Source organism: Pseudomonas sp. TR47 (genome assembly GCF_044143025.1).
In the GTDB taxonomy this organism is placed as follows: Bacteria; Pseudomonadota; Gammaproteobacteria; order Pseudomonadales; family Pseudomonadaceae; genus Aquipseudomonas; species Aquipseudomonas putida_E.
Genome location: NZ_JBHFCS010000027.1, coordinates 1 through 25928, shown reverse-complemented (window position 1 = coordinate 25928; position 25928 = coordinate 1). Strand labels below are relative to the sequence as shown.

Below are 25928 nucleotides of genomic sequence, written 5' to 3'. Positions count from 1 at the left end.
GCTTGCGCGATGAAACGCCTTCCACCGCTTTCCGCTCTGCACACCTTCCTGATCACCGCTCAGCACTGCAACTTCACCCGTGCCGCACAGCAGTTGCATATCACCCAGGGCGCCGTCAGCCGGCAGATCGCCGGGCTCGAAGAGCACCTGGGGTATGCCCTGTTCCAACGCCAGGCCCGCGGCCTGAGCCTGACGCGTGAAGGCCAGGACTGGCTGCCGCGCGTGCAACAGGTGTTCGCCTTGATCGAACAGGGTGTGCGCGAGGTGGGCGGGCGCAGCACGACCTTGCAGCTCAAGGCGCCGACCTGCGTGATGCGCTGGCTGTTGCCGCGCCTGATGGAATGGCAGGCACTGCGCCCGGATGTGCCGGTAGAGCTGACCACCACGGTGCAACATGGCGTGGATTTTCGGCGCGAAGGGTTCGATGCGGCGGTGGTCTATGGCAGCTTGCCCAATCATGGGCTGCGGGTGCGCAAGCTGTTCGATGAGCAACTCACGCCCGTCTGCGCGCCATCGTTACTGGCTGGGCCTTTACCACTGAAGCAGGTCGAGGACCTGGCGCGCCATATGCTGCTGCACCCATCGCGGGATGAGCATGACTGGCGCCTGTGGCTGCAAGCGGCCGGTGCGTCACTCGACCTGCACGGGCCGAAGCAGCACTTCGAGACGCTGGACATGGCCATGGCCATGGCATCCCAGGGCACTGGAATTGCCATTGGCGATTGGGCATTGATTGGCGATGACCTGCGCGGCGGGCGTTTGTGCATGCCCTTCGGGTTGAAGGTGACCACCGGCAAAGCCTATTACCTGGCCTGCCAGTCCAAAAGCTTGCCAGCAGGGCTGGCCGAGCTGATGGACTGGCTGGAGGGCCGTGCCGAGGCTCAGTAACCGACGGTAAACCGCTGCCGCGAATGCGCCGGTTTCTCCAGTTCATCGAGCATGGCAATGGCGTAGTCGGCAAAGGTAATCCAGCTCTTGCCATCGGCGCCGATCAGCAGGTGGTCCTTGCCCAAGGTGTAATGCCCTGTCCGCTCCCCTTCGACGAACTCAGCCGACGGCGACAGGAAGGTCCAGTCCAGGTTCTGTTCCTGGCGCAGCACCTCAAGAAAGCGTACACCGGCGCTGGCCTCGGCCTTGTAAGCCTCGGGAAAGTCCGGGCTGTCGATGACCCGATGCCCGGAAGGCAACAGCAGGCTGCCGGCGCCCCCGACCACCAACAGGCGTTTGACGCCCGCACGCTTGACCGGCTCGATGATCGCATGCGGCTCAATGGTCGAAAAATGCGCAGCGCTCAGCACCGCATCCACACCCGCCAGCGCCTTCTGAAGCGCCGCGCTGTCCTTGACGTCGAGCGCCTGCACGGTCACGCCCGCGCGCCCCTGCAGTGTCGAAGGGTCGCGGGCAATGGCGAGCACACTGTGCCCGCGGCGCAACGCCTCTTCCAGCAGTTGGCTGCCAGCGCGGCCAGTAGCACCGATGATTGCGATCTTGCTCATGAGGAACACTCCTTCAGTTGAATGGAATTACCACTTAATCTCGCCCTTGGCGACCTTGGCACCGAGCTCCAGCGAGCTCTCGTCGGCCAGGCCCGGGTAACGCTTCTTCATTGCGCCGATCAGCCCATCGGCGTCTTTGGCCTTGGCCGCTTCAACATCGAACGCCTGGATGTAGCTCGCCGTGAAATGCACGGCATCGAGCGAATGATCGCTCTGCCCCAAGTAGTGGCCGGCCACGACAGTACGCGGTGCCAGCTGCTCGATATGCTTGAGCGTGCCAAGCCAATCCGCATGCGACTTGGCTGACTGGGTATCGGCCATCCACACATGGATGTTTTCGGAGACCACCACCCCACCCACCACCGCCTTGATCGACGGAATCCAGACAAAACTGCGCTCAGGTTGCGGGCCATCCAGCCCCATGACTTCGAGCGGCTGCCCCTCCAGCATCAGGCGATTGCCATCGAGCACCTGTGGCACCACCAGCCGCGCCGGTTTGTCGGAGCCCATCTGCGGGCCCCAGTAAGCCAGCTTGGCATCCATGGTCTGGCGGATATGGGCAACGGTGGCGGCCGACGCAACCACGCTGGCCTCAGGGAAGGCCTGGGTCAGGGTGTCGAGGCCGAAGTAGTAGTCCGGGTCGCCATGGCTGATGTAGATGGTCGTCAGGTGTTTGCCGCCAGCACGCAGGCGTTGCACCAGCTGTTCGGCCTGGGCCTTGCCGAACTGGGCGTCGACCAGGATGGCGTCCTTTTCGCCACTGACGATTACCGAGCTGACCGGGAAGATGGCCTCATGGCCTGGGTTGTAAATGTCCAGTTGCAACGGCTCGGCAGCCTGGGCCTGGCCAGCCAGGGCGACACATGCCAGCACCAGGCTGCGCAAGGGAGTGTATATCGACATGCTCTGTGACCGTCCGCGAGAAGAATGATCAACAGCTTAGTTGCCCGATCCATGACAAAAAATGCGATGCTCGAACATAGTTTGTTTCTGAAATCGGGCAAATCATGGACCGTTTGAACGCGATGCGCGTTTTTGTCACCGTCGTCGACCTGGGCAGCCAGTCGGCGGCGGCCGATCAACTGCAGCTGTCCCGCCCGGTGGTCTCGCGCTACCTCGCCGAGCTGGAGGACTGGGTTGGCGCGCGCTTGATGCAGCGCACCACGCGCAAATTGAGCCTGACCGCCGCTGGCCTGGAGACCCTGCCCCGCTGCCGGCATCTGCTGGAACTGGCCGGCGACCTGCAGGCCGCCGTGCAGCAACCGGCGGATGCGCCCCGTGGCGCCCTGCGCATCAGCGTCAGTACCTCATTCGGCCAGGCACAACTGGTGGATGCGGTAGCCGCGTATGTGCGCCGCTACCCTGGGGTGAAAGTCGAGCTGCAGATGCTTGATCGCACGGTCAACCTGGTGGACGAGCGCATCGACCTGGCCATCCGCACCAGCAACGACCTGGACCCGAACCTCATCGCCCGGCGCCTCACTGTATGCCGCTCAGTCGTCTGCGCGGCACCCGCCTACTTGCATGAGCATGGCACCCCGCAACGGGTTGAGGAGCTGAGCCAGCACAATTGCCTTACTCATGCCTACTTCGGCCACAGCGTCTGGCATTTCGAAGTGGGCGGCCAGCCGATCACTGTCCCGGTCGAAGGTAATATCAGTGCCAACGAGGCCATGACCCTGCAGAAGGCGGCACTGGCCGGTGCGGGGGTCGCCATGCTGCCGACTTACCAGGCTGCCGCGGCCCTGCGTACAGGCGAACTGGTGCGCCTGCTGCCTGATGCACGCCCGCAGGAGCTGAACCTGAATGCGGTGTACACATCACGCAAGCATATGCCGGCGACCTTGCGCAGCATGCTGGATTTTCTGGCGCAGCGCTTCAGGGACGAACCGGAGTGGGATAAAGATTTGTTGTGAACTGCCGCGCAACCGGGCTGTTGCGTCAAGCGTCCACCTGTGATTGACCTATGCTTGAGGTATCACCTGTTTTTGCAACAGGAGGTGAGCACCATGGGCATCAAATCAAGAAGAGTCGCCCTTGTCATGGCAATGACTGCAGCCGTCGGCCTTTACGGCTCCGCCTGCTGGCGCGCCGAGCTGCTACGCAGCCAGCCCAACGCGGCAGCCAGTTGCGAGCAGGCGCACTGCGTGCCGCACACCGCCACCTTGAGCGCCGTCCGCTGAGCCGAACGGCGCAATGCCGGTCACTCGTCGACGCTCATGTATTCCTTGGCCCAGCGGATGTAGTCCTCAGGCTGGGTGTAGGTGTGCGACAGCTCGGTGGCCGTGAGGTTTTCCGACTTGTTCTGCTGGCCGCGCTGCAGGCGCAGGCAGTCATAAGTGGCCTTGATCGCGGCAAAGTAGGCGGCATGGCCATCGACCACGATCCGTACGCCAAGGCGTGCCAGGCGCTCATCGTCGCGCAGGTTCGGGTTGGCATAGGTCACCAGCATCAGCGGCACGCTGAGGTGCTCGGCGATCTGCTCCAGTTGCTCGAAGTCTTTGACACCCACCATGCAGATAGCATCGGCACCGGCCTTCTGGTAGCTCTGGGTGCGCACGATGATTTCTTCGGTGCTGAGCACGCCGGCGTTAGTGCGGGCGATGATCGAGAGCGACGAGTCGACCCGGGCCTCCAGCGCCGCACGGATCTTGCCAACGCCCTCTTCGACCGGGATCAGGTCGGTGGACTTGCGCCCGAACTGGGCCGGCAGCAGCGTGTCTTCGATAGTGAGCGCAGCCACACCGGCGCGTTCCAGTTCGATGACCGTGCGCATGACGTTCAGCGCATTGCCATAACCGTGGTCGGCATCGGCGAGCACCGGCAGCTGGGCCACACGGCCGATGCGGGTAGCCTGCTCGACGAACTCACTCAGTGTGATAAGGGCGAAGTCTGGTGCGGCCAGCACCTGCAGCGAGGCGACCGACCCGCCGAGAATGCCGACTTCGAAGCCCAGGTCAGCGGCAATACGCGCCGACATCGGGTCGAACACGGAGGCCGTGTGATAGCAGGAACCTGAAGCGAGCAGCTCGCGGAAGGCAAAACGCAGATCTTGATGGGAAGCCTTGGGCATGATCACTCCGCTTATACGTGAAATTGAACGGTTGCTACCGACCCCTGAATCGGGTCTACCTGACCTGTTCCAACCGTCGCCATCGGGGCGCTCATGCTCGACATGCAGGCAGAGGAATAAAAGGTGTGGGATACAGCGGCACTGGAATCCTGCGACATCATGCCGCACCAAGCTGGTGCGACCCGCGGATTCAAGGCTCTGCGGTCCATGCACGATATCACGCAGCCATGCAGCACTGGATGAATGCGCCAATGCCGATCTTGCATGGGCGATGCTGATAGTACATAGGTAGCTACCTAAGTCAGGTTACAATTGCGGTCTTGGTGCCAGCCCCCTCGTGGGCCAGCAAAGCCACTGCTGTCTTTCAAACAAGGTGCCCCTCCGTGACCGCCGCACTGCCCCCGACCGCCCTGCGCAGCGTCCTCACCGCGTTGATGCTGGCCATCTTCCTTGGCGCCCTCGACCAGACCATCGTCGCCGTTTCACTGCCTGCCATCTCCGCCCGGTTCAATGACGTCGGGCTGCTGGCCTGGGTGATATCGGGCTACATGGTGGCGATGACCGTGGCAGTGCCGATCTACGGCAAGCTGGGGGACCTGTATGGGCGCCGCCGCATGATCCTTACCGGCATCAGCCTGTTCACCCTGGCCTCCATCGCCTGCGCCCTGGCCCAGGACATGCAGCAGCTGGTGCTGGCGCGGGTGCTGCAGGGTATCGGTGCGGGCGGCATGGTTTCGGTGAGCCAGGCGATCATTGGCGACTTCGTACCACCCCGGGAGCGTGGCCGCTACCAGGGCTATTTTAGCAGCATGTATGCCGCAGCCAGCGTGGCCGGGCCGGTACTGGGTGGCTGGCTGACCGAATACCTGTCGTGGCGCTGGGTGTTCTGGATCAACCTGCCCTTGGGCCTGGCCGCCCTGTGGGCCATCCACCGCGCCCTGGAGGGCATGCCCGTGCAACGCCGCCAGGCCCAGGTGGACTATGTGGGGGCGGTGTTGTTGATCCTTGGCCTGGGCAGCCTGCTGCTGGGCATTACCCTGGTCGGCCAGGGCCACGCCTGGACTGCGCCTGCCGTGATGGCCCTGTTCGCCTGTGCCGGGCTTGGCACAGCCTTGTTCATCGGGCATGAACGTCGTTGCCAGGAACCGTTGCTGCCACTGGAGCTGTTCGGCAACCGGGTGGCCGTGCTGTGCTGGGCGGTGATTTTCTTCGCCAGTTTCCAATCGATCTCTCTGACCATGCTGATGCCCCTGCGCTACCAGGGCATCACCGGGGCCGGGGCCGACAGCGCCGCGCTGCACCTGCTGCCCTTGGCCATCGGCCTGCCCATCGGTGCATTCACCGGCGGGCGCATGACCAGCTTCACTGGCCGCTACAAGCCGCAGATCCTCGCCGGTGCGTTGCTGATGCCGGTGGCGATCTTCGCCATGGCCATCACCCCACCGCAGTCGGGCGTTCTCAGTGCGCTTTTCATGTTGTTCACAGGCATCGCCTGTGGGCTGCAGTTCCCGACATCGCTGGTAGGCACCCAGAGCGCTGTGGATAGCAAGGACATCGGCGTGGCCACCAGCACGACCAATCTGTTCCGCTCACTTGGCGGCGCCATGGGCGTGGCCTGCATGTCCAGCGTACTGCTGGCACTGCTGCATCAGGGTGGGTTCGAATTGGCGGGTAATCCGTTGCTGGGGAGCCTGCAGGCTGGGGAAGCGGATCCTGCAACCCAGGCACGATTGCTGGAAACCTTCAGGCACCTGTTGCTGGGCAGCGCCACGGTGGCGCTGCTGGGGCTGGTGGCGGCAGTGGCATTGCCGGACCGGCAGTTGCGTGGGCGCTAAGGGAGCACCTTAGGTTTTAATCATCCCTTAATGCTCAGGGAAAACACTCCCTCACAATCCTTAACAAAGTGTCAATTGCGCAAGGCAGGGCTCCAGCGCAGCATATCCAGCCCGGTGTCCACCCATTTTTCGGCATCGCGCAGCAGATCGACGCTGTCTGGCAGTAGCAACCAGCGCCCGATCAGGCCATCGACATAGGCAAACAGGGCCACGGCTGCCCGTTCTACATCCAGCCCGGCCGGCAACTGCTCACGGCGCACGGCATTGGCCAACGCCAGGGTAATGCCCTCATGGCAATCCAGCACCGCACTTTGGCGCTGCTGGCGAATTTCACACATGTCATCGGTGAACTCGCACTTGTGATGCAAGATCTCATTGATACGCCGGGTCCGGGCGTCGAGCACCAGCCCGTTGAACACTTGCAGCAGCAGCTTGCGCATGCAGCCGAGTGGGTCCAGTTCGTCCTCGCTTTCACTGGCACGCGCCAAGTGGTCATGGGTTTCGTGCAGGCTGTCGAGCAGCGCCTGCACCAACTCCGCCTTATTGTTGAAATGCCAGTAGATAGCACCGCGGGTCACGCCCGCCAGTTCGGCGATGTCAGCCAGGGTGGTTCGCGCAACCCCACGCTTGTAGAAAGCCTTTTCCGCCGCCTCGATGATCTGGGTTCGGGTTTCCTGGGCTTCTTCTTTGGTTCGACGGACCATGGCAGTACAACCTCATCTGGGCCCGCAGGCACGTTGCTTGCGGGGAATCCGCCGGGGTCACCTCTGAAGGGTGCCTCCGGATGGGCTAATCAAGGGGCCGGATAGTAGCCAAGTACTACCCAACGGTATTTACAAACAACCATGAATGTAAGTATATTCGTTAGTAAGCTATTTATCCACCTGATAGCATTTTTTCTGACAAGACTCTTCCATTACTCTTGAGCGTCTCCCTGCTCTAGCGACCCGAGGATCCTCATGCAATTCAAGCCAGCCGTTACCGCTCTGGTTTCCGCCGTCGCCCTGGCAACTCTGCTAAGTGGCTGTAACAAAGAAGAAGCCGCGCCCGCAGCACAGGCTCCTCTGGTCGGCGTCGTGACAATCCAGCCCCAGGCCTTCACCTTGACCACCGAGCTGCCGGGGCGCACCAGCGCCTATCGCATTGCCGAAGTGCGCCCTCAGGTCAATGGCATCATTCTCAAGCGCCTGTTCAAGGAAGGCAGCGACGTCAAGGCCGGTCAGCAGCTGTACCAGATCGACCCTGCCGTATACGAGGCCACCCTGGCCAACGCCCAGGCCAACCTCCAGGCTACCCGCTCGCTGGCCGAGCGCTACAAGCAGCTGATAGACGAACAGGCGGTGTCCAAGCAGGAATACGACGACGCCAATGCCAAACGATTGCAGGCCGAGGCAGCGCTCAAAAGTGCCCAGATCGATCTGCGCTATACCAAGGTACTGGCGCCGATCAGCGGTCGTATCGGTCGCTCGTCGTTCACTGAAGGTGCGCTGGTGAGCAATGGCCAGACCAATGCCATGGCCACCATCCAGCAACTCGACCCGATCTACGTCGATGTCACCCAGTCCACCGCCGAGCTGCTCAAGCTGCGCCGTGACCTGGAAAGCGGCCAGTTGCAGAAGTCCGGCGACAACGCCGCGTCCGTCCAGCTGGTGCTGGAAGACGGCAGCCTGTTCAAGCAGGAAGGTCGCCTGGAGTTCTCCGAAGTGGCGGTCGACGAGACCACAGGTTCGGTGACCTTGCGCGCCATCTTCCCCAACCCTGATCACACCCTGCTGCCCGGCATGTTCGTGCACGCGCGGCTCAAGGCCGGGGTCAACAGCAATGCCATCCTGGCCCCGCAGCAAGGCGTGACCCGTGACCTGAAGGGTGCACCGACCGCGCTGGTAGTCAACCAGGAGAACAAGGTCGAACTGCGCCAGCTCAAGGCCAGCCGCACCCTGGGCAGCGACTGGCTGATCGAAGAAGGCCTGAACCCGGGCGACCGCCTGATCACCGAGGGCCTGCAGTACGTGCGCCCGGGTGTCGAGGTCAAGGTCAGCGATGCCACCAACGTCAAGAAACCGGGCAGCCCTGATCAGGCCAGCGCGGCCAAAGCAGACGCCAAAGCGGAGTAAACCATGTCGAAGTTCTTTATCGATCGCCCGATCTTCGCCTGGGTGATCGCCTTGGTGATCATGCTGGTCGGCGCTTTGTCGATCCTGAAGCTGCCGATCAACCAGTACCCAAGCATCGCGCCGCCGGCCATCGCCATCTCCGTGACCTACCCGGGCGCCTCGGCGCAAACCGTGCAGGACACCGTGGTGCAGGTGATCGAGCAGCAGCTCAACGGTATCGACAACCTGCGTTATGTGTCCTCGGAGAGCAACTCCGACGGCAGCATGACCATCACCGCCACCTTCGAGCAGGGCACCAACCCCGATACCGCGCAGGTTCAGGTACAGAACAAGCTGAACCTGGCCACCCCACTGCTGCCGCAGGAAGTGCAGCAGCAAGGTATCCGCGTCACCAAGGCAGTGAAGAACTTCCTGATGGTGATCGGCCTGGTGTCCGAAGACGGCAGCATGACCAAGGATGACCTTGCCAACTACATCGTTTCCAACATGCAGGACTCGATTTCGCGCACGGCAGGTGTCGGTGACTTCCAGGTGTTCGGTGCACAGTACGCCATGCGTATCTGGCTCGATCCGGCCAAGCTGAACAAGTTCCAGCTGACTCCGGTCGACGTCAAGACCGCGGTCGCCGCGCAGAACGTGCAGGTGTCGTCCGGCCAGCTCGGCGGCCTGCCTGCCATACCCGGCACCCAGCTGAACGCCACCATCATCGGCAAGACTCGCCTGCAGACCGCCGAGCAGTTCGAAAATATCCTGCTCAAGGTCAACAGCGATGGCTCGCAGGTTCGCTTGCGCGATGTTGCCCAGGTCGGCCTGGGCGGCGAAAACTACGCCATCAGCGCCCAGTTCAACGGCAAGCCGGCCTCGGGCCTTGCGGTCAAGCTGGCGACCGGCGCCAACGCCCTGGATACCGCCACGGCCCTGCGCAAGACCATCAGCGACCTGGAGCCGTTCTTCCCGCCAGGGGTCAAGGCGGTGTTCCCGTATGACACCACGCCGGTGGTCACCGAATCGATCAGCGGGGTCATACACACCCTGATCGAAGCCGTGGTCCTGGTATTCCTGGTGATGTACCTGTTCCTGCAGAACTTCCGCGCCACCATCATTACCACCATGACCGTACCGGTGGTATTGCTGGGCACCTTCGGCATCCTTGCCGCCGCGGGCTTCAGCATCAACACCCTGACCATGTTCGCCATGGTCCTGGCCATCGGCTTGCTGGTGGACGACGCCATCGTCGTGGTGGAGAACGTCGAACGGGTCATGTCCGAGGAAGGCTTGCCGCCCAAAGAGGCGACCAAGCGGTCGATGGAGCAGATCCAGGGCGCGCTGGTGGGTATCGCCCTGGTGCTGTCGGCAGTGCTGCTGCCGATGGCCTTCTTCGGCGGCTCCACGGGTGTGATCTACCGGCAATTCTCCATCACCATCGTCTCGGCCATGGGCCTGTCGGTGCTGGTGGCACTGATCTTCACCCCGGCGCTGTGCGCCACCATGCTCAAGCCGCTCAAAAAGGGCGAGCACCATGTGGCCAAAGGTGGCTTCTTCGGCTGGTTCAACCGCAACTTCGACCGCAGCGTGAACGGCTACGAGCGCAGCGTGGGTACCATCCTGCGCAACAAGGTGCCGTTCCTGCTGGGCTACGCCTTGATCGTCGTCGGCATGATCTGGCTGTTCGCCCGCATCCCTACCGCGTTCCTGCCCGAGGAAGACCAGGGCGTACTGTTCGCCCAGGTGCAGACACCGGCCGGTTCCAGTGCCGAGCGCACCCAGGTGGTGATTGACCAGATGCGTGAGTACCTGCTCGAGGACGAAGCCGATACCGTGTCGTCGGTGTTCACCGTCAACGGCTTCAACTTCGCCGGTCGCGGGCAAAGCTCGGGCATGGCGTTCATCATGCTCAAGCCGTGGGACGAACGCTCCAAGGAGAACAGCGTGTTCGGCCTGGCCGAGCGTGCCCAGCAGCACTTCTTCAGCTTCCGTGATGCGATGGTGTTCGCCTTTGCTCCGCCTGCGGTACTGGAGTTGGGTAACGCCACCGGCTTCGACGTATTCCTGCAGGATCGTGGTGGCGTCGGCCATGCGAAACTCATGGAAGCGCGCAACCAGTTCCTGGCCAAGGCTGCCCAGAGCAAGGTGCTCAGCGCCGTGCGTCCGAACGGCCTGAACGATGAGCCGCAGTACCAGCTGACCATTGATGACGAACGTGCCAGCGCCCTGGGCGTGACCATCTCCGACATCAACAACACCCTGTCGATTGCCTTGGGTGCCAGCTACGTCAACGACTTCATCGACCGCGGCCGGGTCAAGAAGGTGTACATCCAGGGCGAACCGAACGCCCGGATGAGCCCGGAAGACCTGCAGAAGTGGTACGTGCGCAACGGTGCAGGCGAGATGGTGCCGTTCTCCTCCTTCGCCACAGGTGAATGGACCTACGGTTCGCCCAAGCTGTCGCGCTACAACGGCGTTGAGGCAATGGAAATTCTCGGTGCACCGGCACCAGGCTACAGTACCGGTGAAGCCATGGCTGAGGTGGAGCGGATCGCTGGCGAACTGCCGGACGGCATCGGCTACTCCTGGACCGGCATGTCCTACGAGGAAAAGCTCTCCGGCTCGCAGATGCCGGCACTGTTCGCCCTCTCGGTCCTGTTCGTGTTCCTGTGCCTGGCAGCACTGTATGAAAGCTGGTCGATCCCGATCGCCGTCGTGCTGGTCGTTCCACTGGGCATCATCGGTGCGCTGATCGCCACCAGCCTGCGCGGCCTGTCCAATGACGTGTACTTCCTGGTAGGCCTGTTGACCACCATCGGCCTGGCGGCGAAGAACGCGATCCTGATCGTGGAATTCGCCAAGGAACTGCACGAACAAGGCAAGAGCCTGTATGACGCAGCGATCGAGGCATGCCGCATGCGTCTGCGCCCGATCATCATGACCTCGCTGGCATTCATCCTCGGCGTGGTACCGTTGACCATTTCCAGCGGCGCTGGCGCGGGCAGCCAGCATGCCATCGGTACCGGGGTAATCGGCGGCATGATCAGTGCGACCGTGCTGGCCATCTTCTGGGTACCGCTGTTCTTCGTCGCAGTGTCGTCGCTGTTCGGCAGCAAAAAGCCGGAACAGGACGCCACCCCTGAAACTCCACGTTATGAGGCTGGGCAATGACCAAGTCTTTGTTGTCCCTGGCGGTAACCGCTTTCATTCTCGGCGGCTGCTCGCTGATCCCTGATTACCAGACGCCGGAAGCACCGGTGGCAGCGCAGTGGCCGCAAGGCCCTGCGTACTCGCCGACCGAGTCGGCCGACGTGGCCGCCGCCGAACAGGGCTGGCGCCAGTTCTTCCACGACCCGGCACTGCAGCAGCTGATCCAGACTTCGCTGGTGAACAACCGTGACCTGCGCGTGGCGGCACTGAACCTTGACGCTTACCGCGCGCAGTACCGCATCCAGCGCGCCGACCTGTTCCCGGCGGTTTCGGCCACTGGCAGCGGCAGCCGCCAGCGCGTCCCGGCTGACCTGTCGACCACCGGCGAAGCCAACATCACCAGCCAGTACTCGGCCACGCTGGGCGTCAGCGCCTACGAGCTGGACCTGTTCGGCCGCGTACGCAGCCTGACCGAGCAGGCCCTGGAAACCTACCTGTCCAGTGAGCAGGCGCGTCGCTCCACGCAGATCGCCCTGGTGGCTAGCGTGGCCAACGCCTACTACACCTGGCAGGCCGACCAGGCACTGTTCAAGCTGACCGAAGAGACGCTCAAGACCTACGAGGAAAGCTACAACCTGACCCGCCGCAGCAACGAAGTCGGTGTGGCTTCGGCGCTCGACCTCAGCCAGGCGCGCACCGCCGTGGAAGGGGCACGGGTCAAGTATTCGCAGTATCAGCGCCTTGTCGCCCAGGACCTCAACAGCCTGGCCGTGCTGGTGGGTACCGGCATCCCGGCCAACCTGCCCAAGCCGCTGGAGCTCGATGCCGACCAGCTGGCGGAAGTGCCGGCTGGCCTGCCGTCGGACATCCTCCAGCGCCGCCCGGACATCCAGGAAGCCGAACACCTGCTCAAGGCCGCCAACGCCAACATTGGCGCAGCGCGAGCAGCGTTCTTCCCGAGCATCAGCCTGACCGCCAACGCCGGCACCCTGAGCCCGGACATGGACGGGCTGTTCAAAGGTGGTTCGGGGACCTGGCTGTTCCAGCCGCAGATCAACCTGCCGATCTTCAATGCCGGCAGTCTGAAGGCGAGCCTGGACTACTCGAAGATCCAGAAGGACATCAACGTCGCCAAGTATGAAAAGACCATCCAGACCGCCTTCCAGGAAGTCTCCGATGGCCTGGCGGCACGCAAGACCTTCGAAGAGCAGTTGCAGGCGCAACGTGACCTGGTGCAGGCGAACCAGGATTACTACCGCCTGGCCGAACGCCGTTACCGCATCGGTATCGACAGCAACCTGACCTTCCTCGACGCCCAGCGCAACCTGTTCAGTGCACAGCAGTCGCTGATCACCGATCGCCTGTCGCAGCTGACCAGCGAGGTCAACCTGTACAAAGCGCTCGGCGGTGGCTGGTACGAGCAGACCGGGCAGGCCAATCAGCAGGCATCGGCGGCAACACCGAAGAGCTGACTGTTCAGGTAAAAACAAAAAACCCACCCCTCGCGGTGGGTTTTTTGTTGCGCACAACGCTGCCTGACAAATAATTAACCAACTGGAACATTCCGTTCGATTATCGCCCGCTTCCGCTTGCGACGAATTGCCTCACTGCTGCCCTCCCCGCACCATCCTCTCCAGCAACACGTTGCCAATTTGACAAAAAGACCCGCCCTGCAGGCTGCACTCTGCAGCGCACCGGTTCGCCAATAAAAACAAGAGATCCACGACAGATGAGCATTTCGCACCCCGCACGCCAGCTGCTGCCCGGCCTGTTGGCCATGTCCTGTGCCCTCCCCGCATTGGCCGCCGAAGGCGGTTTCATGGAGGACGCCAAGGCCACCCTCAACCTGCGCAACTTCTACATCAACCGCAACTTCGTCGACCCGGCTCACTCCCAAGCCAAGGGAGAGGAATGGACGCAAAGCTTCATCCTCGATGCCCGCTCCGGCTTCACCCAGGGCGTCGTAGGTTTCGGCGTGGATGTACTGGGCATGTATTCGGTCAAGCTCGACGGCGGTAAGGGCACCACCAATACTAACCTGCTACCGGTCCACGATGACGGCCGGCCCGCCGACGACTTCGGCCGCCTGGGCGTCGCACTGAAAGCCAAGCTGTCGCAGACCGAACTGAAAGTAGGCGAATGGATGCCCGTGCTGCCGATTCTGCGCTCGGATGACGGCCGCTCGCTGCCGCAGACCTTCCGCGGCGGCCAGCTCACCTCGAAAGAAATCGAGGGCCTGACCCTGTACGCGGGCCAGTTCCGCGCCAACAGCCCGCGCAACGACGCCAGCATGGAAGACATGTCGCTCAATGGGCGGGCGGCGTTCACGTCCGATCGTTTCAACTTCGGCGGTGGCGAATATACCTTCAACGACAAGCGCACGATGATCGGCCTGTGGGATGCCCAGCTCAAGGACATCTACCGTCAGCAATACATCAACCTGGTACATAGCCAGCCGCTGGGCGAATGGACCCTGGGCGCCAACCTCGGCTATTTCATCGGCAAAGAAGACGGGGCCGAACGCGCAGGCCAGCTGGACAACCGCACGGCCTCGGCCATGCTCTCGGCACGCTACAAGGGCAACACCTTCTACGTCGGCCTGCAGAAAGTCAGTGGCGACGATGCCTGGTTGCGGGTCAACGGCACCAGCGGTGGCACCCTGGCCAACGACAGCTACAACTCCAGCTTCGACAATGCCAAGGAACGTTCCTGGCAGGTGCGCCATGACTTCAACTTCGTCACCGTCGGTATCCCCGGCCTGACCCTGATGAACCGCTACATCAAGGGTGACAATGTCACCTCTGGCAGCATCGACGACGGCAAGGAATGGGCGCGGGAAACCGAACTGGCCTACGTGGTGCAGTCGGGGTCATTCAAGGACCTTTCGCTGAAATGGCGCAACTCCACCATGCGCAGGGACTTCAGCACCAACGCGTTCGATGAGAACCGCTTGATCGTGAGTTATCCGTTGAACCTGTTGTGATCTCACCGGCCATCAGCCATGCGCACTGCCACCATTCGCTAAGCTGATGATAGTGGTGCGCCACAGGCTATCCTGAGCAGTATGAGTGGCCTGTGCCCGCCAACAGTGCGGCACAGGCTACACCATGCAAACAGGCCACCCAGGGAGGAACAACAATGAAAAACCTCGTTGAACACCTGAGCCAATACGCCAGCTACCACCGCGACCCACGCAATATCGCTACCCACTTCGTCGGCATTCCGCTGATCGTGCTGGCCGTGACCATCCTGCTGTCGCGCCCGGGCTGGGACGTCGCCGGGATCTGGCTGTCCCCTGCCCTTGTGGCAGCGGCGGCGTCGGTGTGGTTCTACCTGCGCCTGGACCTGCGTTTCGGGCTGGTGATGGGCTTGCTGCTGGGGCTGTGCCTGTGGGTTGGCCAGGCACTGGCGCTGCAAAGCACCGCGCTGTGGCTCAGTGCTGGGGCAGGGGCATTTGTGGTGGGCTGGATCATCCAGTTCGTCGGGCATTACTACGAAGGCCGCAAGCCAGCGTTCGTCGACGATATCAGCGGGCTGATCATCGGGCCGCTGTTCGTGGTGGCGGAGGCGGCGTTCATGCTGGGAATGTGCCCGGCGCTCAAGCATGCAGTTGAGGCCAATGCCGGGCCGGTGGCGCTGCGCTCTGCGTAGGAGCGGCCTTGTGTCGCGAAAGGGCTGCGAAGCGGCCCCATCACTTTCCGCGACGCTACAACCATCCTGGGGCCGCTTCGCAGCCCTTCGCGACACAAGGCCGCTCCTCCTACAGGTGCGTGAGCTTCACGGCTGTTGACGAGACTCTACACCCAACTCATCCCACACCGACTCTGCCAGGTGGAAGGTGGCATTGGCTGCTGGAATACCACAGTAGATAGCGCTCTGCATCAGCACTTCCTTGATCTCTTCACGGGTCACGCCGTTGTTGGCCGCCGCGCGCAGGTGCAGCTTGAGTTCATCGTTGCGGTTCATGCCGATCAGCATGGCGATGGTGATCAGGCTACGCGTGTGCCGTGGCAGGCCTGGGCGGGTCCAGATATCACCCCAGGCATGGCGAGTGATCATTTCCTGGAACTCGCCATTGAAGTCGTTGAGTTTCTCCAGGCTGCGATCCACGTGGGCATCGCCGAGTACTGCACGGCGTACTTGCATGCCGGCGTCGTAACGTTGTTTCTCATCCATGGCAGATTCCTCAGCGAGCCAGCAGGAAGTCAAGCACGCGAAGGCTGAACGCCTCGCCGATCTCGACATTGGAAAGGTGCGCTGCCGGGAATTCGGCATAGGTGGCACCGATGATCGCGGCCTGCATGAAGCGGCCATGTTCCGGCGTGGTCACCACGTCCTCGGTACCGGCAACGACCAACGTAGGCACCTGGATACGGCCGAGTTGCTCACGGTAATCGGCGTCGCGTACTGCCGCGCAGTTGGCGGCGTAGCCCTGTGGAGAGGTCTGCGCGAGCATCTGGCAGATGCGCTGCGCCTGCTCAGGGTGGGCCTGGGCAAACGCGGGGGTGAACCAGCGAGCGATCGAGGCGTCGCGCAGGTCGGCCATGGCCTGCTGGCCGCCTTTGAGCACCATGTCGATGCGGGTATTCCACACTTCGTCATTGGCGATCTTGGCCGCGGTATTGCACAGGGTCAGGCTGTGCAGACGCTCGCCCGCATTGATACCCAGCCACTGGCCGATCAGGCCACCCATGGACAAGCCGACGAAGTGGGCATGCCGGATATCCAGTGCATCGAGCAGCGCCAGCACATCGCCGCCCAGTTGCTCGATGCTGTATGGGCCATCGGTGACCAGCGAAGCGCCGTGACCGCGAGTGTCGTAACGCAGTACACGCAAGTGCTCGCTCCACAGCGGAATCTGGCTGTCCCACATGCCCAGGTCAGTCCCCAGGGAGTTGGACAGCACCAGCACCGGGGCATCGTCCGGGCCATCGAGTCGATAGTTCAGTACGCCATCGGCCAGTTGCAAATGCGCCACAGCGGTCTCCTTCAGGCAGTGAAACGTTGATGTTCAGCCACGGCGCGCGCCACCCAGACGCGGGCCTGGCCAAGGTAATGGGCAGGGTCGAGCAGACGGTCTAGCTCTTGTTCAGTCAGTTCGGCGGTCACCTGCGGCTCGTCGCCCAGCACAGCGCGCAAATGGCGCTGTTCGGCCACGGCGCGCTGGCAGCATTGTTCGAGCAAGTGATGGGCGCGGTCGCGGCCAAGGCGTTGGGCCAGGACGATGCTCACCGCCTCGGCCAGCACCAGGCCCTGGGTCAGGTCGAGGTTACTGCGCATGCGCTCGGCGTCCACCTCCATGCCTTCGACGATCACCTGGGCCTGGCGCAAGGCGCCTGAAACCAGGCAGCAGATCTCCGGCAGTGTTTCCCACTCGGCATGCCACAGGCCTAGGCTGCGCTCGTGCTCCTGGGGCATGGCTGCGTAAAGCGTCGATAGCAGCCCCGGCACCCGGGTGGCGGCACCGATCAGCACTGCAGCGCCCACCGGGTTGCGCTTGTGCGGCATGGTCGACGACCCACCCTTGCCAGGCGCGGAAGGCTCGAACACCTCGCCCGCCTCGGTCTGCATCAGCAGGCTGACATCGCGGCCCAGCTTGCCCAGGCTGCCGGCAATAAGGCCCAGCACCGAGGCGAATTCCACCAGGCGGTCGCGCTGGGTGTGCCAGGGTTGCTCGGGCAAGGTCAGTTGCAACTGAGCGGCCAGGCCCTCGGCGACCGGCAGCGCTTTGCTGCCCAAGGCCGCCAGGCTGCCGGAAGCGCCACCGAACTGCAGCACCAGCAAGCGCGGACGCAGCTCCTGCAGCCGTTGGCGGTGGCGCGTAACGGCGCCCAGTATGCCGGCAAGCTTCATGCCCAGGGTCACCGGGGTGGCGTGCTGCAGCCAGGTACGCCCCACCAGCGGTGTGTCGGCATGCAGCAGGGCCTGGCGCGACAAGGTTTCGGCCAGCGTGGCGAGGTCAGCCTCGATCAGCGCCAGTGCATCACGCAACTGCAGCACCAGCCCGGTATCCATCGCATCCTGGCTGGTGGCGCCCAAGTGCACATAGCGTTCGGCCTCGGGAACACCACTGGCGATCACCTTGCCCAGCGCCTTGACCAGCGGGATTGCCGAGTTGCCTGCCGTGGCAATGGCATCGGCGAGCGCGCGAACGTCAAAGCGCTCGGCCTGGCAGGCCGCCTCGATGGCCGCTACCGCGCTGTGCGGCACCAGGCCGGCAGCAGCCTCGGCACGGGCCAGGGCAGCTTCGAAATCGAGCATGCCCTGCAGACGGCCGCGGTCGGAAAAGATCTCGCGCATGGCCGGGGCGGTGAAATAGGCGTCGAACAGTAGGTTGCTCATGCAACGTCCTTAATCATCATGGTGCAGGTACGCCGCCTGTTTCGGCAGGCGCAGGCTGAACAGGAACGCGATTGCCATCATCGCCGTCACGTACCAGTAAAAGGTGTTCTCCATACCCAGGCTTTTCAAGCCCAGGGCCACATACTCGGCCGAGCCGCCGAACATTGCGTTGGCTACCGCGTAAGCCAGGCCTACACCAAGCGCACGCACCTGCGGCGGGAACATCTCGGCCTTCACCAGGCCACTGATCGAGGTGTAGAAACTGACGATGCACAGTGCCAGGGTCACCAGTACGAAGGCCATGAACGGGCTGCTGACGGTCTTTAGCGCCATCAGCAACGGCACGGTGAACAGCGTCCCCAAGGCACCGAACAGCAGCATCGAGTTACGTCGGCCGATACGGTCGGAGAGCATGCCGAAGAACGGCTGCATCACCATGTACAGGAACAAGGCGCCGGTCATCACGAAGCTGGCGTTCTTCGCGGTCATGCCCGCAGTGTTGACCAGGTACTTCTGCATGTACGTAGTGAAGGTATAGAAGATCAGCGAGCCACCGGCGGTATAGCCGAGCACGGTGATGAAGGCTGCCGTGTGGTTGCGGAACAGGCCTTTGATGGAACCTGCGTCCTTGTCCTTGCGGGCTTCGGCGCTGCTGGTCTCGTGCAGCGAGCGGCGCAGCATCAGCGAGATCAGTGCAGCGATGGAGCCGACCACGAACGGAATGCGCCAGCCCCAGGCGCGCAGTTCGTCTTCGGTCAGCAGTTGCTGAAGGATCACCACCACCAGCACTGCCAGCAGTTGGCCGCCGATCAGGGTGACATACTGGAACGAAGCAAAGAAACCACGCTGGCCACGCAGCGCCACCTCACTCATGTAGGTCGCAGTGGTGCCGTACTCGCCGCCTACCGACAGGCCCTGAATCAAGCGGGCCAGCAACAGCAATGCCGGGGCCCAGGTGCCAATGCTCGAGTAGGTGGGTAAACAGGCAATCATCAAGGAGCCGAAACACATCATCAGCACCGAGATCATCAGGGAATTCTTGCGGCCATGGCGGTCCGCCAGGCGACCGAAGATCCAGCCACCGATTGGCCGCATCAGGAAGCCAGCGGCAAACACGCCCGCGGTATTGAGCAACTGAACAGTGGGGTCGTCAGAGGGGAAGAAGGCCGGCGCAAAATAGATTGCACAGAAGGCGTAGACATAGAAGTCGAACCATTCCACCAGGTTGCCTGAGGAGGCACCGACGATGGCGAAGATGCGCTTACTGCGCTCTTCACCGGTGTAGTAGGTTGAGGTCATGACGGCTTTACTCCTGGAGTGTGCTAAGTAGGTCTAGACACACTTAGTAACACACTCGTTCCGCTTCCGGGCTGGCTATTGGCCTTGTGTCGCATAAGTCCGGCCTTTTCGCGGGCCAAGCCCGCGCCCACAAGAGAGGCGTGGTCCCCTGTGAGAACGGGCTTGTCCCGCGAAAAGGCCGGAACAGGTCAAACCCGCTCGATGGCCAACGCCAGACCTTGGCCAACACCGACACACATGGTCGCCAAGCCCTTGCGCCCGCCGCTCTTCTCCAGTTGGTGCAGTGCAGTCAGCACCAGGCGCGCACCACTCATGCCCAGCGGGTGGCCCAGGGCAATCGCACCGCCGTTGGGGTTCACCTGCGGCGCATCATCGGCCACGCCCAGCTCACGCAGCACCGCCAGGCCTTGGCTGGCAAACGCTTCGTTGAGCTCGATCACATCGAAATCGCTCATGGCTACACCCAGGCGCTCGGTCAGCTTGCGCACCGCCGGTACTGGGCCAATGCCCATCACCCGTGGCGCTACACCGCCGCTGGCCATGCCCAGAACACGGGCACGCGGGGTCAGGCCGTGCTTCTTCACCGCTTCAGCCGAGGCCAGGATCAGTGCCGCAGCACCGTCGTTCACGCCCGAGGCATTGCCAGCGGTGACCGTCTTATCCGGGCCGTTGACCGGTTTGAGCTTGGCCAGTGCCTCAAGGGTGGTTTCCGGGCGCAGATGCTCATCGCGCTCGACGATGGTTTCGCCCTTCTTGTGGGCGATACGCACAGGCACGATTTCTTCGGCGAAGAAGCCGGCAGCCTGGGCTGCGGCGGCCTTCTGCTGGCTGCGCAGGGCGAAGGCATCCTGGTCGGCACGCGAAACCTGGTAATCGTCTGCGACGTTATCAGCGGTTTCAGGCATGGAATCCACACCGTACTGGCTCTTCATCAGCGGGTTGATGAAGCGCCAGCCGATGGTCGTGTCTTCAAGCTTCATGTTGCGCGAGTAGGCGCTTTCGGCTTTGCCCATGACAAACGGCGCGCGCGACATGGACTCGACGCCGCCGGCAATGGCCAGCTCCATCTCGCCGCTGGCGATGGCACGGAATGCAGTACCGATGGCGTCCATACCCGAGGCGCACAGGCGGTTCAGGGTCACACCCGGGATACTCTCGGGCAGGCCCGCCAGCAGCAGGGCCATGCGTGCCACGTTGCGGTTATCTTCACCGGCCTGGTTGGCACAGCCAAAAAACACTTCGTCGACCTGATCCCACTGCACACCCGGGTTACGCTCGATCAGCGCCTTGAGCGGTACAGCGGCCAGATCATCGGCACGCACGCCGGCCAAGGCGCCGCCGAAGCGGCCGATGGGGGTGCGAATAGCGTCACAGATAAATACGTCGCGCATCAAGCTTCTCCTGCCAGTGGGCCATGGGCCTCGGCGGTGCGGGTTCAAAGTCACGCAGCGCACCCAGCTCGACCTCGGTTCAGGGTGCTACGTTGGGCTCAGATTAAGGAGAGTGGCGGGTCGCTGACAATCCGATAATCGACTATCCGTGCGTTTATCGAACATATTGTCGTCCAGCCACCCTTTCCCAAGGGGCCGCAGCGCGGCCCGTCAGCGCAGGCTCAGGTCGCGTCGGCGTGGCTCACCAGGCCTTTCACGATCACGCCTACCGCGGCCAGCGCAGCTGGCACCAGCAATGCCGTCAGCACCTGCTCGAAGTTCCAGCCCAGGCCAAGCAGGGTCGCGCCACTCCAGGCGCCGAGAATCGCGCCAAAGCGGCCGATGCCGAGCATCCAGGAAACACCGGTGGCACGCGCTTGGGTCGGATAGAACCGCGCCGCCAGCGAAGGCATGGCCGATTGCGCGCCGTTCACACACATCCCGGCTACCAGCACCAGAGTGGCAAGCACGGTAATGTTGCCCAGGCTCTGCCCTACCGCATAAGCGAACACGCCAGCCAGCAAGTAGAAGATACCGATGACCTTGTGCGGGTTGTAACGGTCCATGGCCCAGCCTACTGCCACGGCACTGAGGACACCACCGAACTGGAACAGCGCACCGATGAACGCGGCCTGCTCCATGCTTGCGCCGCTGTCACGCATCAGCGTCGGCAGCCAGCTGGTCAGCAGGTAGACAATGACCAGGCCCATGAAGTAGGTCAGCCACAGCAGCATCGTACCCAGGCCATAGGTGCCGGAGAAGATCACTGCGAACACGTTACGCGCGGCCACAGCCTTCTGTTCCGGCACACTGAAGCTGGCTGCCTGCGCTACGACGGCCGGTGCAATCGGCGCCAGGGTCTTGCGCACCTTGTCGGTACCGCGGTTGCGTACAACCAGAAAGCGTGCCGACTCAGGCAGCCAGACCATCAGCACCACAACCAGCAGCAGCGGCAGCACACCGCCCACCACCAACAGGCTATGCCAGCCGTAGGCCGGGATCATCTTCGCGGAAATGAACCCACCACCGGCCATGCCCAGGTTGAAACCGCAGAACATGCTGGTCACCAACAGTGACTTGAGGCGCTCTGGGGTGTATTCGGAAAGCAGTGTGGTGGCATTGGGCATACCGGCACCCAGCCCGAGGCCGGTCAGAAAGCGCAGCATCAGCAACTGGTCGACGTTGCTGGCGTAGGCCGAGGCCAGGCTGAAACCACCGAACACCAACACCGCACCTACCAGCACGACCTTGCGGCCAAAGCGGTCGGCCAGCGGCCCTGACCCCAAGGCACCGAACACCATCCCGATCAATGCGGCGCTCATCACCGGGCCAAGGCTGGCGCGGTCGATACCCCATTCCTGGGACAATGCCGGAGCGATAAAGCCCATGGCCGCAGTATCCAGACCGTCGAGGAAGACAATCAGGAAGCAAAGGATCACCACGCGCCACTGGTAGCGCGACAGCGGTTGTTCATTGATGAAGGATTGAACGTCGAGGCAGTTCCCGACAGATTGTGGCTTGTTCATTGTTGTTATCCAGAAATTGGGCACAGTCGAGCCACTGCACAAGGGCAACCGGTACAGGGTTCAAAGTCGAAGGAATGCGGCCTGAGTCAGCCTGGATACAACACAACTGCGTGCGGGTGCGGCCGCAGCAGCGAAGTGACAGTGGTCATGATGTGCGCCTCTTGTGTTTTTCTTGTTCGGTCGGCACAGCCGACCGCTGCGAGAGACATTAATCAGCCAATGGAGGGCGCGCAATTCGTCCAGAGCGACACTGTGCGTTTATCGAACAGGAAACGGTTGGCATGTTCGATAACAGTGCACAGCGGCAAGACGGGCTGTACGTGTTTCAGCCAAACAACTGATGACAAAGATCGCGACTGGATGCCAGCAGGATCGGCAAGAAGCGCTGCTCCAGCTCGCTGCGGCTTACACGCCCCACATGGGTACTGACATTCAACGCCGCAAGCACCTGCCCGGACGCATCATAAATCGGCACAGCAATCGAGCGCAGCCCCTGCTCCAGTTCCTGGTCGACCACGCACCAGCCCTGCTCACGCACCTGCTGAATGCAAGCGAACAGCGACTCCGGATCATGCAAGGTACGGCTGGTGCGGGCCTTGAGGTCGGCGCGGTCAAGGTACTCGCGCAAGCTGGTGTCGTCCATCGCTGCCAACAGAATGCGCCCCATCGACGTGCAGTAGGCCGGCAGCCGCCCACCGACTGACAGATCGACCGATATCAACCGCTCCACAGTGGCCGAACGGGCTATATAAAGAATGTCGTCGCCTTCGAGGGTGGCCATGTTGGCAGCCTCGTGCAACTGATCGCTGATGCGGTCCAGATAAGGTTGGGCCGACATCGCCAAGGGCGTCGACGAAAGGTAGGCGTGGCCAAGGGTCAGCACCTTGGGCAGCAGCGAATAGGTACGCCCATCGGTCGTGGCATAGCCGAGCTTGATTAGCGTATGCAAACAACGACGCACCGCCGCTCGTGGGATCTCGGTGCGGTGGCTGATCTGAGCGATGGTCAGGTGGCGCTTGCGCTCCTGGAATGCCTGGATCACGGCAAGCCCCCGCGCCAGCGAAGTCATGAAATCCGGGTCACCGGTAAATGCCTGAATGCGCTTGGCTGGCGAGGCCACGATTGGCGGCGCCAAGGCAGGGGCGCTCGGGCGCACCGACTCTGGGCTGGCAGTTTCGTTGGCCGGGATTTCGTCACTCATCGCTCACCTCAAAAAAATCGCTGCTTCGTGCGATTATCGAACAAACGGCCGATAATCGCAATTGACCGCTGACACGTTTGCTTATACCTTTCTTCTGCCACTTGTGGCTTCTTTGGAGAGACTGGTCAGGTACCCACCGTAGAAGTCCCCAGGCAACGGCCTCGCCTTTGTGCGAGGCCGTTTTTATTTCCCTGCCTGACATCTGAACATAAGCGAACTTTCCAAGCGCCGGCCGTTCAAACTTTGCACAAGCAGCCATTACCCGCCACTTGAACGACGGTTGTAAGGGCTGGGTAAATAACACTGTCTGGCATTTTATCGATTGCTATAATCCAGTCGGCTGGCCCGGATCCGCATTCGGGCAAGGCACTTACGGCCTGACCCTTATCCGACGACCAGCACGCCCTGTGCATGGGCAACGTGCACGTGCACGCACTACCGGCCACTTTTACATTCAGGTACTACTGTGACGAAAGATGAACTGCGCGCGGAACTGGAGCGCCAGGCTGAACGTTACAAGGAAGTTTACGGTGGTGAAGTCACCACTTACGCCGCTCAACCGGAACCGGAGCGCAAACCTTGGCGCAAACGGGCCACGGTCCAGGATCAGGCCTTCAACCAGGAACTGGAGAAGATGGAGAAAGAGTTGCGCAACGAAGACACCTGAGCGGCTTGCTGCGCGCAATTGCATTCGCGGTCGAGGGCGGTGCCCCTGGCACCGATCGTTACCAAAAGGCCGAGTATGAAATGGAATTACACAAATTTCATACAGCCGTTTGAATCATGAATAGCCATTCCAGTTTGCAGGAAAACGGCGAAATTCGGCGTTTTTTGTGATTTTTAGCGAAACCTTCTACGCTTTACTCCGTGGACGACAATGCTTGGAAGTCGATCAAAAGACTGCCATCGGTCAGCTGCGGGTGCATCGATTGCCAAGGTTTTCTGGCATAATCCCGCCCCCCAAATGACCGCCAGACAACCTTCATGATCGATTTATTCAGCGGACTGGATGCCTGGGTATTGGTGAGCCTGCTGCTCGCCCTGACCTTCGTGCTCGCATTCGAGTTCATCAATGGCTTTCATGACACCGCCAACGCGGTAGCCACCGTCATCTATACCAAAGCCATGCCACCACACCTGGCCGTGTTCTTCTCCGGGGTGTTCAACTTCCTTGGCGTTCTGCTGGGCGGTGTCGGGGTGGCTTACGCCATCGTTCACCTGCTGCCGGTCGAGCTGCTGATCAATGTGAACACCGGGCATGGCCTGGCCATGGTCTTCTCGTTGCTGGCTGCGGCCATCACATGGAACCTGGGTACCTGGTATTTCGGCATCCCGGCCTCGAGCTCGCACACCTTGATCGGTTCGATCCTTGGCGTGGGCCTGGCCAATGCCCTGATCAGCGACATTCCCTTGGGTGACGGCGTCAACTGGCAGAAGGCGATCGACATCGCCATGTCCCTGGTCATTTCGCCCATGGCCGGCTTTGCTGTGGCTGCGCTGTTGCTGCTCGGCCTGAAATGGTGGCGCCCGCTGTCGAAGATGCACAAGACGCCAGAGCAGCGCCGCAAGCTCGACGACAAGAAGCACCCACCCTTCTGGAACCGCCTGGTGCTGGTAATTTCGGCAATGGGCGTGAGCTTCGTACACGGCTCCAACGATGGCCAGAAAGGCATCGGCCTGATCATGCTGGTACTGATCGGCATTGTTCCGGCCAAGTTCGTACTCGACCTGAACAGCACCACCTACCAGATCGAGCGCACCCGCGACGCGACGATGCACCTGAGCCAGTTCTACCAGCGCAACGCCGCCACCCTGGGCGAGTTCCTGGCACTGGGCAAGGCGCAAGCCAGCGACCTGCCGGAGCAGTTCAGTTGCAACCCGCAGCAGACCGAACCCACCATCGCCGCACTGCAATCCTCGCTGCAGGGCGTGACCGATTACCGTGCCCTGGAAGCCGACAAGCGCGTGGAAGTGCGCCGCTATCTGCTGTGCCTGGATGACACGGCGAAGAAGGTCGGCAAGCTGCCGGGGCTGGATGCGCGTGAAAAGGCCGACCTCGACAAATTGCGCAAGGACCTCACCGCCACCACCGAATATGCCCCGTTCTGGGTAATCGTTGCCGTCGCCCTGGCTCTGGGCCTGGGCACCATGGTCGGCTGGAAACGCGTGGTACTGACCGTAGGCGAGAAGATCGGCAAACAGGGCATGACCTATGCCCAGGGCATGTCGGCCCAGATCACCGCAGCATGCGCCATTGGCATGGCCAACGTGTTCGCCCTGCCGGTTTCGACTACCCACGTGTTGTCGTCCGGCGTGGCCGGCACCATGGTTGCCAACAAGAGCGGCCTGCAAGGCGGCACAGTGAAAACCATCCTGCTGGCCTGGGTATTGACCCTGCCGGCGACGATGGGCCTGGCGGCTGGCCTGTTCTGGCTGGCGTCCAAGGTGATGGGCTGAGCCATAGCGGCGCAGTGAAA

The 25928-nt window shown here is 62.2% G+C and carries 22 protein-coding genes; 11 read left to right on the top strand and 11 right to left on the bottom strand.

The genetic code is table 11. The annotated features are described in order from the left end of the window. The first annotated feature begins 9 nt into the window (after window positions 1-9). The gene (locus ACEWE8_RS22525; RefSeq protein ID WP_046784925.1) at window positions 10-888 is read left to right on the top strand and encodes a LysR substrate-binding domain-containing protein; all 879 of its coding nucleotides are present in this window, start codon (window positions 10-12) and stop codon (window positions 886-888) included. On the opposite strand, the gene ACEWE8_RS22520 is transcribed toward ACEWE8_RS22525, so the two are convergent. After that, entirely contained in the window at window positions 882-1496 is a 615-nt protein-coding gene (locus ACEWE8_RS22520) for an NAD(P)-dependent oxidoreductase (RefSeq protein WP_012312954.1), read from the bottom strand. The genes ACEWE8_RS22525 and ACEWE8_RS22520 overlap by 7 nt on opposite strands. A 27-nt stretch (window positions 1497-1523) precedes the next feature. Then, complete coding sequence (locus ACEWE8_RS22515; RefSeq protein ID WP_046784924.1) at window positions 1524-2399, bottom strand: MBL fold metallo-hydrolase; 876 nt, start codon at window positions 2397-2399, stop codon at window positions 1524-1526. 104 nt (window positions 2400-2503) lie between these two features. On the opposite strand from ACEWE8_RS22515, the gene ACEWE8_RS22510 reads away from it, so the two are divergent. Together ACEWE8_RS22510 and ACEWE8_RS22505 are read left to right on the top strand one after the other, a co-directional pair. After that, on the top strand, window positions 2504-3412 hold the full coding sequence (locus ACEWE8_RS22510) for a LysR family transcriptional regulator (RefSeq protein WP_046784923.1): 909 nt from the start codon (window positions 2504-2506) through the stop codon (window positions 3410-3412). A 126-nt stretch (window positions 3413-3538) separates the two neighbouring features. Next, window positions 3539-3679, top strand: a complete 141-nt coding sequence (locus ACEWE8_RS22505; protein WP_168216568.1) for a hypothetical protein — start codon at window positions 3539-3541, stop codon at window positions 3677-3679. Window positions 3680-3699: 20 nt separating this feature from the next. Here ACEWE8_RS22505 and ACEWE8_RS22500 read toward each other — a convergent pair whose 3' ends face one another. After that, window positions 3700-4569 (bottom strand): oxaloacetate decarboxylase, encoded by an 870-nt coding sequence (locus ACEWE8_RS22500; protein ID WP_046784922.1) that lies wholly within the window; start codon window positions 4567-4569, stop codon window positions 3700-3702. 383 nt (window positions 4570-4952) lie between these two features. Here ACEWE8_RS22500 and ACEWE8_RS22495 point away from each other — a divergent pair, with 383 nt between their 5' ends. After that, on the top strand, window positions 4953-6404 hold the full coding sequence (locus ACEWE8_RS22495; protein WP_046784921.1) for an MDR family MFS transporter: 1452 nt from the start codon (window positions 4953-4955) through the stop codon (window positions 6402-6404). Between the two features lie 71 nt (window positions 6405-6475). Here ACEWE8_RS22495 and ttgR read toward each other — a convergent pair whose 3' ends face one another. Next, window positions 6476-7108, bottom strand: a complete 633-nt coding sequence (ttgR, locus tag ACEWE8_RS22490; protein WP_046784920.1) for an efflux transport transcriptional regulator TtgR — start codon at window positions 7106-7108, stop codon at window positions 6476-6478. Between the two features lie 255 nt (window positions 7109-7363). Here ttgR and ttgA point away from each other — a divergent pair, with 255 nt between their 5' ends. The 5 genes from ttgA to ACEWE8_RS22465 all read left to right on the top strand — a co-directional run bounded on the left by ttgA (window position 7364) and on the right by ACEWE8_RS22465 (window position 15304). Beyond that, complete coding sequence (ttgA, locus tag ACEWE8_RS22485; RefSeq protein ID WP_046784919.1) at window positions 7364-8518, top strand: toluene efflux RND transporter periplasmic adaptor subunit TtgA; 1155 nt, start codon at window positions 7364-7366, stop codon at window positions 8516-8518. Window positions 8519-8521: 3 nt separating this feature from the next. Beyond that, window positions 8522-11674 (top strand): multidrug efflux RND transporter permease subunit TtgB, encoded by a 3153-nt coding sequence (ttgB, locus tag ACEWE8_RS22480; protein ID WP_046784918.1) that lies wholly within the window; start codon window positions 8522-8524, stop codon window positions 11672-11674. Then, on the top strand, window positions 11671-13125 hold the full coding sequence (locus ACEWE8_RS22475; RefSeq protein WP_046784917.1) for an AdeC/AdeK/OprM family multidrug efflux complex outer membrane factor: 1455 nt from the start codon (window positions 11671-11673) through the stop codon (window positions 13123-13125). Before ttgB ends, ACEWE8_RS22475 begins: the two co-directional genes overlap by 4 nt. Window positions 13126-13382: 257 nt before the next feature. Further along, a complete protein-coding gene (locus ACEWE8_RS22470) occupies window positions 13383-14636 on the top strand; it encodes an OprD family porin (RefSeq protein WP_125924258.1) in 1254 nt (417 codons plus the stop codon). 155 nt (window positions 14637-14791) lie between these two features. Then, window positions 14792-15304, top strand: a complete 513-nt coding sequence (locus ACEWE8_RS22465) for a DUF962 domain-containing protein (protein WP_046784915.1) — start codon at window positions 14792-14794, stop codon at window positions 15302-15304. A gap of 126 nt (window positions 15305-15430) precedes the next feature. Here the strand turns inward: ACEWE8_RS22465 and pcaC are convergent, their stop codons facing one another. From pcaC to pcaR, 7 genes are all read right to left on the bottom strand, one after another. After that, window positions 15431-15829: a 4-carboxymuconolactone decarboxylase gene (gene pcaC / locus ACEWE8_RS22460; RefSeq protein WP_046784914.1), complete on the bottom strand. Its 399-nt coding sequence runs from the start codon at window positions 15827-15829 to the stop codon at window positions 15431-15433. A 10-nt stretch (window positions 15830-15839) separates the two neighbouring features. Beyond that, window positions 15840-16631, bottom strand: a complete 792-nt coding sequence (gene pcaD, locus ACEWE8_RS22455) for a 3-oxoadipate enol-lactonase (RefSeq protein ID WP_046784913.1) — start codon at window positions 16629-16631, stop codon at window positions 15840-15842. A gap of 11 nt (window positions 16632-16642) precedes the next feature. Further along, the gene (locus ACEWE8_RS22450; RefSeq protein ID WP_046784912.1) at window positions 16643-17995 is read right to left on the bottom strand and encodes a 3-carboxy-cis,cis-muconate cycloisomerase; all 1353 of its coding nucleotides are present in this window, start codon (window positions 17993-17995) and stop codon (window positions 16643-16645) included. Between the two features lie 9 nt (window positions 17996-18004). Beyond that, window positions 18005-19294 carry an MFS family transporter gene (locus ACEWE8_RS22445; RefSeq protein WP_046784911.1) on the bottom strand — a complete coding sequence of 430 codons (1290 nt, stop codon included), beginning with the start codon at window positions 19292-19294 and terminating at the stop codon, window positions 18005-18007. Between the two features lie 188 nt (window positions 19295-19482). Further along, complete coding sequence (pcaF, locus tag ACEWE8_RS22440; protein ID WP_177433159.1) at window positions 19483-20688, bottom strand: 3-oxoadipyl-CoA thiolase; 1206 nt, start codon at window positions 20686-20688, stop codon at window positions 19483-19485. 218 nt (window positions 20689-20906) lie between these two features. Then, entirely contained in the window at window positions 20907-22250 is a 1344-nt protein-coding gene (locus ACEWE8_RS22435; RefSeq protein ID WP_046784909.1) for an MFS transporter, read from the bottom strand. Window positions 22251-22575: 325 nt separating this feature from the next. Continuing rightward, the gene (gene pcaR, locus ACEWE8_RS22430) at window positions 22576-23451 is read right to left on the bottom strand and encodes a pca regulon transcriptional regulator PcaR (RefSeq protein ID WP_046784908.1); all 876 of its coding nucleotides are present in this window, start codon (window positions 23449-23451) and stop codon (window positions 22576-22578) included. A gap of 466 nt (window positions 23452-23917) precedes the next feature. Between pcaR and ACEWE8_RS22425 the strand changes: the two genes are divergently transcribed. Continuing rightward, entirely contained in the window at window positions 23918-24118 is a 201-nt protein-coding gene (locus ACEWE8_RS22425; RefSeq protein ID WP_012312935.1) for a hypothetical protein, read from the top strand. Between the two features lie 317 nt (window positions 24119-24435). Further along, window positions 24436-25908 (top strand): inorganic phosphate transporter, encoded by a 1473-nt coding sequence (locus tag ACEWE8_RS22420; protein WP_046784907.1) that lies wholly within the window; start codon window positions 24436-24438, stop codon window positions 25906-25908. Window positions 25909-25928 lie beyond the last annotated feature (20 nt).